At 29.7% G+C, this 8,849-nt stretch carries 11 protein-coding genes; 2 read left to right on the top strand and 9 right to left on the bottom strand.

The genetic code is table 11. The features are described 5' to 3' along the window. Positions 1–43 precede the first annotated feature (43 nt). A complete protein-coding gene (gene lgt / locus L8U41_RS00940) occupies positions 44–859 on the bottom strand; it encodes a prolipoprotein diacylglyceryl transferase (protein WP_257928651.1) in 816 nt (271 codons plus the stop codon). Positions 860–931: 72 nt separating this feature from the next. Here lgt and L8U41_RS00935 point away from each other — a divergent pair, with 72 nt between their 5' ends. After that, positions 932–1,729 carry a membrane lipoprotein lipid attachment site-containing protein gene (locus L8U41_RS00935; protein ID WP_263727570.1) on the top strand — a complete coding sequence of 266 codons (798 nt, stop codon included), beginning with the start codon at positions 932–934 and terminating at the stop codon, positions 1,727–1,729. Here L8U41_RS00935 and L8U41_RS00930 read toward each other — a convergent pair. The 6 genes from L8U41_RS00930 to L8U41_RS00905 are packed head-to-tail and all read right to left on the bottom strand — an operon-like array spanning position 1,716 to position 5,905. Then, a complete protein-coding gene (locus L8U41_RS00930; protein WP_263727569.1) occupies positions 1,716–2,255 on the bottom strand; it encodes a hypothetical protein in 540 nt (179 codons plus the stop codon). The two genes, L8U41_RS00935 and L8U41_RS00930, sit on opposite strands and share 14 nt — an antisense overlap. Next, a complete protein-coding gene (locus L8U41_RS00925) occupies positions 2,239–2,793 on the bottom strand; it encodes a hypothetical protein (protein WP_039627963.1) in 555 nt (184 codons plus the stop codon). Before L8U41_RS00925 ends, L8U41_RS00930 begins: the two co-directional genes overlap by 17 nt. Then, on the bottom strand, positions 2,790–3,755 hold the full coding sequence (locus tag L8U41_RS00920) for a hypothetical protein (RefSeq protein WP_263727568.1): 966 nt from the start codon (positions 3,753–3,755) through the stop codon (positions 2,790–2,792). The genes L8U41_RS00925 and L8U41_RS00920 overlap by 4 nt, the downstream gene beginning before the upstream one ends. A gap of 5 nt (positions 3,756–3,760) precedes the next feature. Next, positions 3,761–4,384, bottom strand: a complete 624-nt coding sequence (locus tag L8U41_RS00915; protein ID WP_257928654.1) for a lysophospholipid acyltransferase family protein — start codon at positions 4,382–4,384, stop codon at positions 3,761–3,763. Then, positions 4,368–5,666, bottom strand: a complete 1,299-nt coding sequence (gene miaB, locus L8U41_RS00910) for a tRNA (N6-isopentenyl adenosine(37)-C2)-methylthiotransferase MiaB (RefSeq protein WP_263724179.1) — start codon at positions 5,664–5,666, stop codon at positions 4,368–4,370. The genes L8U41_RS00915 and miaB overlap by 17 nt, the downstream gene beginning before the upstream one ends. After that, the gene (locus L8U41_RS00905; protein WP_039617566.1) at positions 5,663–5,905 is read right to left on the bottom strand and encodes an HP0268 family nuclease; all 243 of its coding nucleotides are present in this window, start codon (positions 5,903–5,905) and stop codon (positions 5,663–5,665) included. Before L8U41_RS00905 ends, miaB begins: the two co-directional genes overlap by 4 nt. A 123-nt stretch (positions 5,906–6,028) precedes the next feature. Here L8U41_RS00905 and nusA point away from each other — a divergent pair, with 123 nt between their 5' ends. Continuing rightward, the gene (gene nusA, locus L8U41_RS00900) at positions 6,029–7,120 is read left to right on the top strand and encodes a transcription termination factor NusA (RefSeq protein WP_039617565.1); all 1,092 of its coding nucleotides are present in this window, start codon (positions 6,029–6,031) and stop codon (positions 7,118–7,120) included. Here nusA and L8U41_RS00895 read toward each other — a convergent pair. Beyond that, on the bottom strand, positions 7,117–7,470 hold the full coding sequence (locus L8U41_RS00895) for a membrane protein (protein ID WP_039627957.1): 354 nt from the start codon (positions 7,468–7,470) through the stop codon (positions 7,117–7,119). The two genes, nusA and L8U41_RS00895, sit on opposite strands and share 4 nt — an antisense overlap. Next, the gene (locus L8U41_RS00890) at positions 7,467–8,840 is read right to left on the bottom strand and encodes a cytochrome P450 (RefSeq protein WP_263727567.1); all 1,374 of its coding nucleotides are present in this window, start codon (positions 8,838–8,840) and stop codon (positions 7,467–7,469) included. The genes L8U41_RS00895 and L8U41_RS00890 overlap by 4 nt, the downstream gene beginning before the upstream one ends. Positions 8,841–8,849: the final 9 nt, after the last annotated feature.

Genomic DNA, 8,849 nt, shown 5'->3' with positions numbered 1-8,849 from the left:
TCGGAGCAATTATAGAACTTTTATTCTTAAAATAAATAAAAATTTATAAATTTTTTTTAATATTTCTTAAATAAAAAGATAAAAATAGTCCTAATAAAAACATTAATAAGCTCAATATCTGACCCATGCTCATACCAAAAGCAACAAAGCCTATACCAAAATCAGGCTCTCTAAAAAACTCGCATACAAAGCGCGCTAGAGCATACAAAATCGTATAATAAGCAATCAATTCTCCATTGTATTTTTTATATTTTTTTATTAGTAATAAAATAGCAAAAACTACAAAACCTTCTAAAAATGCCTCATAAAGTTGTGAAGGATGACGCAATATCCCATCTACATAAATACCCCAAGGCACTTCCGTAGCTCTACCAAATAATTCTTGATTTAAAAAATTTCCAATACGACCAAAAATATATCCACATGGTACACTAATAGCAACTAAATCTAAATATTTCCATAAATTTTGCTTATTTTTTTTACAAAAAGCATAAGTTGCTATTAAAAATCCAACAACAGCTCCATGGTAACTCATACCCCTAATCCCTACAAATTCTCCATTATAAAAGGGATTAAAAATTTGCCAAGGGTGAGTAAGATACCATAAAGTATGCGCATCATAAATTAAAATATAACCCAATCTTGCACCTAAAATCACCCCTATTTCTACCCATATAAAATAGCTATCAAGCATAGCTTTAGAAATTCCCATATTGTCTTTAATCGCATAATATTTGGCGACCATTAAAGCAACAAGCAAAGCTAACACATACATAATGCCATACCAATGCACTTTTAAACCAAAAATTTCAAAAGCTACCACATCAAAATTTGCATAAATATTTTGCCAAAATTCCATAAAAAGCCCTTATTATAAAACATATAATATAGCAAAAAATTGTTATAATTATAAAAATCAAAAGGAGAGAAAATGAAAAAAATATTATTATTTTTTAGCATAATTTTATTTTTAAGTGCTTGCACTGGTAATCAAAAAACTTATTATATTTCTATGCCAAATTTTAAAAGTACTTTTGAAGAACACAACAACACAAATGCTAATAGTCCTAAAGTCAAAATCAATGATGTAGAAATTATAAAAAATACTTTTTATAGTTCATATTTTGAGCAATCTACCCTAAATCAAAGAATTAATAAAAGCTTAGAATTACTCAAAAAACAACTTTTAGAAGATAGCAAAGCATTGCTTCAAAGTAAAGGATATATTATAGATAATGAAAATCCTGATTATGCTTTTAATATAGTTATCAATGCTAGTTTATATGAAGATAAGGTTACAAGAAATTCAAGTCTTGGAGGCGATAGTGTGGAATCTTCTTTTATGATTATTTTAGAAGCTCAAAGTCATTTAAACAATTTGCACCAAGAAGATACTTTCCAAAGTACAACAAGCTCAGCAAAATTAAACGATCCTATTATTTTAAATTATCCTATAAAAGGACAAGCAAGCATAGAAAGCTTTAGAGAGGTATACAGTGCTGTTCCAACCCAAGTTAATGAAAGTCTTGCAGCAAGTGCTTTAGAAATTGATAAAGTTTTTGTTGCTTTTTATAAAGAAATCGCATCTAGTTTAAAAACGAGTATAAAAGAAATCAAAGAAAAACCAAAAACACAAGAAAACTCAGAAGTTCAAGATGTAAAACAAGATGATAAAAAAGAAGAAAAAGCTACTCCTTATCAAAATAATGAAGTAATCATTTTTGAATAGCTTGTGCGTAAAACACTTTGATCTTAAATTTAAGATTGATGTGTTTTTCTTCGGATTTAAACTCTACAGGAGTGCTAATTTCTATTAAATTTTTATATCTTTGCAAATCATTTAAAAAAGAATAAAAAGCTTGAGGATTTTTCATCTTTACATTAGCTCCAAATTGATATTTTAGATACTCTTGCTCTTTTTTAATAGGAATGAGATTGATTTTTACATCATCAAAGTAATTTTTTATAAATTCCAATAATTCTTTTTGTGAAAATTCTGTATTGATTTGAGCTAAATTTTGCGCATTCACCTTTTGAAACTCATCAATAACTTTTTCTAAAGCTTGTAACTCATTTATTGCTTTAGTGTTTTGAATTTGCTGGGTTGCTAATCTTGAATGTTCGATTTTATAATCTTTCAAAAAAGGTACGATTAAAAATAAAATCAAAATCGCACAAAGTGCAACAAATGAAAAAGAGTAAATCAATATCTTTAATACATCAGCTTCTTCTAAGCTCTTATCGTTTTTGCTCATACATTTCCTCTGGTATAGTGATATTTACACTTACAAAGCGATACCACCCATTTTCTAATTGATAATAACTTGTTTGAGAATTGGAAAAAATACTTCTTAATGGAGCCTCTAATAACAACGCAAACATTTCTTTAGTAGGTGTAATGCCTCTTAAAATAAGTGATCTATCTTCCATTAAAACCTCATCTAAAGATATGTTTTTAGGCACTAGAGTAAAAAGATTTTGAATACTTTTTAATAAAACTTTATTTTTACCATTTTCTTGTTCTTGCTCTAAATCTCCCAAAATTAACTCTGCTTTATCATTTTGTCTTACTAATTCTTGATATTTAAGCTTATTAGCATTAATTTGTGCGATAATTTGAGCTAATTCTTCTTTTTTATTATCAAGTTGCACAGACGCATAATAGCTTTTAAAAACCACCACAATAAATACTACAAAAATCAAAGCAACACTAATACTAGTAAAATAAATCCAAATTCTAGTAAAAAGATTAAAAACAGGTTTTATCTTAGGTTTGATTAGACTATATCTCATAGTTTTAAGTCCTTCACCATAAGTTCATTCATCAAATTTAAAGTATCTACAAGTTCTACTTTAGGTTTTATAAAAAGCTCATTTTCTAAATAATCAAGCGAGGTCGGACTAAAACTTTCTTCATCAAAAATCACAATTTCTTCTAAAAAGCTATTATCATACAAAGGATTTTGATAAAACTCTTTTACACTTGAGATGATGTATTCTATCATTTTCATATCTGAGCTAAAATTTTCTAAAGATTCCATAGGAAGCTCTTCTTTTTCTTCATCTAATTCCTCAAGTTTATCAAGCTCTTGACTCATTTCTTCTAAACTTTTTAGGTCATAATTTTGCTCATTTTCTTCTTCTTGATTTTCATCATCAATTTGTAAATCAAATTCTTCTTTAATATCATCAAAAAAATCATCTTCATTATAATTTTGACTCGCTATATTAAAATAACTTCCAAATAATATAGCTTCATTTTTACAAATTAACATCGCAACAAAATCATGGTATCTATATACATAAAGGCCTATTTTTTCTTCAAAACCTCTATTTGCCATACAATGATAAAGCAAAGAAAAAGGCGAATAAAGTAAATCTAAACCGCCAAAAGCCTCATAATCTTGCTCATATGAGCTTAAAGAATGATTAGATGCATACAATAAACCATTATTAAAAGAAATACACTTAACACTACTTGCATCGACACCAAAATTAGAAAGATCTTTAAAATTTGAGCTTGGCACAACGCCTTGAGCAATAGGAGTAAAAAAAGTACATATATAATAAATTTGAAAATCTTTAGTTAAATTTTTTACATATTCTATGGCTTTTTCTTTATCTTCAAAGCTTTTTTCAAAAGTATCCACAGCTTGAGATTTTTTCCAAGTATGACATCTTATAATGTATTGTTTTTCATCATAGCAAATACAAACTAAAAGTTGTAAAATATACTTTCTAAAAAAAGATAACATAGTGTTTATCCTTTGTCTATTTGACTTATCATATCAAATTTTTCTTTTATCAATACTTTAGCTTCTTCTAAATTTAAATTTTGTATTTTAATTTCTTCACTTAGTCTATAGGTAATCTTAGAAAAAGGTTTAGGTAAGATCATTTTATCCCAGCTTTTAAATTCCCAAAAAGAACTTGCTTCATAATTTAGCAAAAAAAGTGGAGTATTTTTTTTCAAAGCTATCATCACAGAACCATCTGAAACACTATGATAAGGTCCTCTTGGCCCATCTGGAGTGATAATCACATCATCGCCTTGATCTAAAATTTTAAAAGATTGTTTTAATAAAGCTAAAGCACCTTTGCTTGTACTACCTCTTAAAGTATCCAAACCAAAAAAGGCAATATTTCTAGCAATGATTTCTCCATCTTTATGGTGTGAAATCATCACATAAGCCTTTTTTCCTTTAATACCCATTTTACGATAGGCAAAAGGCATTAGAGCAAGACGCCCATGCCAAAAAAGTATCACACATGATCTTTTTGGAAGCTTTTGCCCTAAATAAACCTTTCTACAAGTTAAAAAAATCAGCCATTGTAATAAAAAAATTCCAAAAGCTAAAAGATTAATCTTAAAGGATTTCGCCATTTAACACCATACGCCTAGGATTGGTGATTTTTACTTTTTTCATTTGTCCTAATAACTCTTCACTACCTTTAACTTGAATCAAAAAGTTATTATCACTTCTACCTGCTACAAAACCTTCGCTTCTTAATTCTTCAAATAAAACTTCAAATTCTTTATCTTTTTGTTTTGCAACAATTTCATCTAAAATTTCTGTATGTCTTGCTTGTAAAATACTCAAGCGTTTTGAAGCTATATCATCAGGAATTTGATTTGGCATAGTTGCAGCTTTAGTTAGTGGTCTTTTAGAGTATTTAAAAGAAAACATTTGCTCAAAACGCACTTTTTCAAGTACATCCATAGTATCTTCAAAATCTTTATCACTCTCACCTGGAAAAGCTACAATCACATCAGTAGAAATACTCACATCCTCACACATAGAACGCAATTTCAATGCTCTATCTAAATACCACTCTTTAGTATAACCACGTTTCATAGCTTTTAAAATTTCACTCGAACCACTTTGTAAAGGCATATGCATAGACTTACATACTTTAGGATTTTTAGAAAAAACCTCTAAAAATCTATCATCCATATGCAATGGATGTGGGCTTGTAAAGCGGATACGCTCTAAACCTTCGATTTCGCTTAGTCTTTCTAAAAGATCTGAAAAATTAATCTTTTCATGTGCATTAGAAAATCTTTTGCCATAATTATTAACATTTTGTCCTAGTAAAAAAATCTCTTTAGCACCTTTAGAAACAGCTTTTAATGCTTCATTTTTAATAATCTCAAAAGGTATGGAAATCTCATCTCCTCTTGTATGAGGCACTATACAATAAGTACAATGCTTATCACAACCTATGGAGATATTAATATAGGTTTTATAAAGGCTATTTCTAAAATCTGCAAAAGCATAATTACTCTCATCAAAATCTATATCATTACCTAAAAATTTTGGAGTATTTACAGCCTTTGTAATTTTAGAAACATTTCTAGCACCCAAAACAAAATCCACATTTGGAGCACGCTTAAAAATCTCATCTCCCAAATGTGAGGCAGTGCAACCACAAACTCCTATTTTAGCACCATTTTTTTTGATTTTTTCAAAACTTCCAACTTCTGAAAAAAGCTTATGCACGGGTTTTTCACGTACCGAGCAAGTATTGATTAAAATCAAATCTGCTTCTTTTGCGTCTTGAGTTAATTCGTAATTTTCTTTTTCTTTAAGTTCAGCTATCATATGCTCTGAATCACGCACATTCATAGCACAACCTAAAGTTTGTATAAAAAGTTTTTTACTCAAAGAATGTGTACCTCATACATAAAATCTGTATCATCTAAACCATATTTGATCGTTCTATGATAAACACATTTTCCTTTTTTTTCAAAATGCTCTACTAAAGCGATTAATTGCTTATGTGCATTGTCTTTATCAAAATAGAAAAATTTTTGACCTTCTTTATCTACAGCCTTTTCAATACTTTCTAAACTTATACTTTTTGGCTTTTCATCAACAGAGGTTCTTGCTATTTTTAAATCCATATCATCATCCTCAAGTTTTTTTAATCTGAAATTATAGCAAATTTTACTTTTAATTAAACTTATTAAAGATATAATTTTATTCTTCAAACTTTTAAAATCCAAAATTAAGGTTGTATTGTCATTATGGAAAAAATCACAGATATAATTGAATCCATTGCTAATGAGAAAAATTTACAAATAGAAGATGTAAGAGAAAGAGTTAAAAAAGCACTTATTAATACTGCTAAGAAAATTTATGGTGATAAGTATGAATTTTTTGTTGATTCAGGTAAAAATTTACAACTTTATCAAAAAATCATCGTAGTAGCTGATAATGATGAAAGATTAGAAAATGAAAATGAGCATTTTATCGCTTTAAGTAAAGCAAGAGCAGAAGCTAAAGATGTAGAAATTGGCGATGAGCTAACTTATGAATGCTCTTTAGAAAATTTAGGCCGCACTGCTGTAAATATCTTACATAAAGAATTAGAATATAACATTCAAAAACTCTTAGAAGAAAAAATCTATGAAAAATACCAAAAAATGGTAGGACATATGGTTTTTGGTAGCGTAGTAAGAGTAGATAGTGAAGAAAATACTTATGTAGAAATTGATGAGTTTCGTGCATATTTACCTAGAAAAAATCGTATCAAAGGTGAAAAATTTAAAGTTGGCGATGTGATTAAAGCTGTTATTAGACATGTATATATTGATAAATCGGGTATGAGAATGGAGCTTAGTAGAACTAGCCCTAAATTTTTAGAAGCTTTATTAAAAGCTGAAGTTCCTGAAATCAAAGATGGTCTTATAAATATTTATGCAAGTGCAAGAATTCCGGGCGAGAGAGCAAAAATCATCTTACAAGCTAATAGCCCAAGTGTTGATGCAGTAGGAGCAACTGTAGGCATAAAAGGAGTTAGAATCAATGCTGTAAGCAAAGAATTAAAAAATGAAAATATTGACTGCATTGAGTATTCTAATGAAATGGCGATTTTAATCACAAGAAGTTTAGCTCCAGCCATTATAAACTCGGTTAGTATTGAAGATAAAAAAGCTATTGTAACGCTAAATAGTGAGCAAAAAAGCAAAGCCATAGGAAAAAGTGGTATTAATATACGCTTAGCTAGCATGCTTCTTGGATATGAGATAGAGCTTAATGAAGTAAATAATGAAGATAAAACTAATAACCAAGAAGAAGCATTCAAAAATCTTAAAGCTTTATTTGGAGAAAATTAAAGTTGCTTACCGACAGTTTGTTCGGTAAGCTTTCTTTCTAAAACTAAATCTACTATAGGCTGTTCTCTTTTATTTGCCTTTTGGCAGTGATTTTTGTCAAAAAAATCTGTGATTTTAATAACTATTTTAGCCCATCTTTTATCGCGTTCTCTCCAAGCATGAGATGATAAAGACTCCCAAGCATAACCATTAAACAAAGTAGCATTGACAAAATGATCAAGCGCTCTCACACCTTGTCTAACCCTAGCAGGATTACCAAAAGTACCCACTATAACAATAAAAAGATAACTAATTACCGCTAAAGGAACGATAGCACAAAGTAGTATAGTTCCTGCTAACTTTTCTTTCATTTTTGCCTTTTTATAAATCTTATATTCATACCATTTGCTGATCTTATAGTTAGTCTTCCTACAATATCAGGTACGAAATTTTCTTCTAATTCTAACTTATAAGTCCTTAAAATATTAGCTAAAATCAAAACAGCCTCTTGCATAGCAAAGCCCTGCCCTATACACACACGCTCTCCCATACCAAAAGGCATATAAGTGTCTTTTTTAATCTTACTTTTATCTTCATGGCGACTTGGATCAAACTCATGTGGATTTTCCCAAAAACTATCATGTCTATGGATAAGCCATGGAGCTACTACTACACCTGAACCTTTTTTGATAAGCTTATCTCTCATTTTGCTTTCATTTCTTGCTTCTCTAGCAAAAAAGCCAACTGGTGGATAAAGTCTTAAACTTTCTTTAAAAACATTAGTAAGATATTTCATCGCTCTAATATGCTCTATTTTAAACTCCTCATCACCCGCAACTTGCATGATTTCTTCATAAGCTTTTTGTTGCTCATCTGGAGAAATACTTAAAATATATAACGTCCAAGTTAGCGAGCTTGCAGTAGTTTCGTGGCCTGCTAAGAAAAGCATGGCAACTTGGTCTAAAATTTCATTAAAAGAAAATCTCTCATTAGTATCTGCATCTACTACCATAAGCAATGATGATAAAATATCTTCATATTTTCCTTGATCATTTAGGGCATTATCATATCTTGGTTTTATAATATCTGATAAAACCTTGCGTATAATTCCACCTGCTTTAAGTCTTTTTCTCTCGCCCAAAAGATTTGAAAGCCAAGTTGGGAAACGAAACATTCTTCGCATAGCTGTTTTAACTGTTTCTTCTTGCACAGTTACAAAAGCATCCAAAACAAGTTTGCCTTTTTGCTCATCAAGTTTTGATGACATGATGGTTCTAAAAATCACATCTGCAGTCACAAAAGTCATAGCTTCATCTACTTCTATAATCGCTTTATCTTCATACTTTGCAAATCTTGCCATCATATCTGAAGCTGCTTCACTCATCAAATTAAAAACCTTAGAAATCCTTGTCATTTCAAAAGAAGGTCTTAAAAGCTCTCTTTGCTTTTCCCATACTCTATCATTAGTTGTAAAAATGCTTATGCCTAAAAGTGGCTCTAAAAGCTCATGCAAAAGTTGGCTTTTTGGGTATTCTCTAACCTCATCTACCATAATGCGTCTAACTTCTTTTGGATCATTTACCACATATAGATCAAATCCAGGCATTTTTACTCTGCCCATCATCATTTTATAGCTTCGCTCATAAAGCCCATCAAGCCATGATCTTCTTTTTAGTAAAAAAGTGGTTAATGTAGAAGCTTTATTTTTATAAGGCTTTGGATGAAAGGGACACTGACCCATGTTTTTCTC

The organism is Campylobacter sp. RKI_CA19_01116 (assembly GCF_025771405.1).
Lineage (GTDB): Bacteria > Campylobacterota > Campylobacteria > Campylobacterales > Campylobacteraceae > Campylobacter_D.
The sequence above is the reverse complement of the archived record's forward strand: the minus strand, read 5'-3'. Positions and strand labels throughout refer to the sequence as shown.

What these genes read in the sequence shown, in the direction of transcription:
- L8U41_RS00905 (WP_039617566.1), bottom strand. Translation starts at nt 5,905, where the DNA reads ATGGATTTAAAAATAGCAAGAACCTCTGTTGATGAAAAGCCAAAAAGT.
- L8U41_RS00915 (WP_257928654.1), bottom strand. Translation starts at nt 4,384, where the DNA reads ATGGCGAAATCCTTTAAGATTAATCTTTTAGCTTTTGGAATTTTTTTA.
- L8U41_RS00890 (WP_263727567.1), bottom strand. Translation starts at nt 8,840, where the DNA reads ATGGGTCAGTGTCCCTTTCATCCAAAGCCTTATAAAAATAAAGCTTCT.
- L8U41_RS00895 (WP_039627957.1), bottom strand. Translation starts at nt 7,470, where the DNA reads ATGAAAGAAAAGTTAGCAGGAACTATACTACTTTGTGCTATCGTTCCT.
- L8U41_RS00925 (WP_039627963.1), bottom strand. Translation starts at nt 2,793, where the DNA reads ATGAGATATAGTCTAATCAAACCTAAGATAAAACCTGTTTTTAATCTT.
- lgt (WP_257928651.1), bottom strand. Translation starts at nt 859, where the DNA reads ATGGAATTTTGGCAAAATATTTATGCAAATTTTGATGTGGTAGCTTTT.
- L8U41_RS00930 (WP_263727569.1), bottom strand. Translation starts at nt 2,255, where the DNA reads ATGAGCAAAAACGATAAGAGCTTAGAAGAAGCTGATGTATTAAAGATA.
- L8U41_RS00935 (WP_263727570.1), top strand. Translation starts at nt 932, where the DNA reads ATGAAAAAAATATTATTATTTTTTAGCATAATTTTATTTTTAAGTGCT.
- L8U41_RS00920 (WP_263727568.1), bottom strand. Translation starts at nt 3,755, where the DNA reads ATGTTATCTTTTTTTAGAAAGTATATTTTACAACTTTTAGTTTGTATT.
- nusA (WP_039617565.1), top strand. Translation starts at nt 6,029, where the DNA reads ATGGAAAAAATCACAGATATAATTGAATCCATTGCTAATGAGAAAAAT.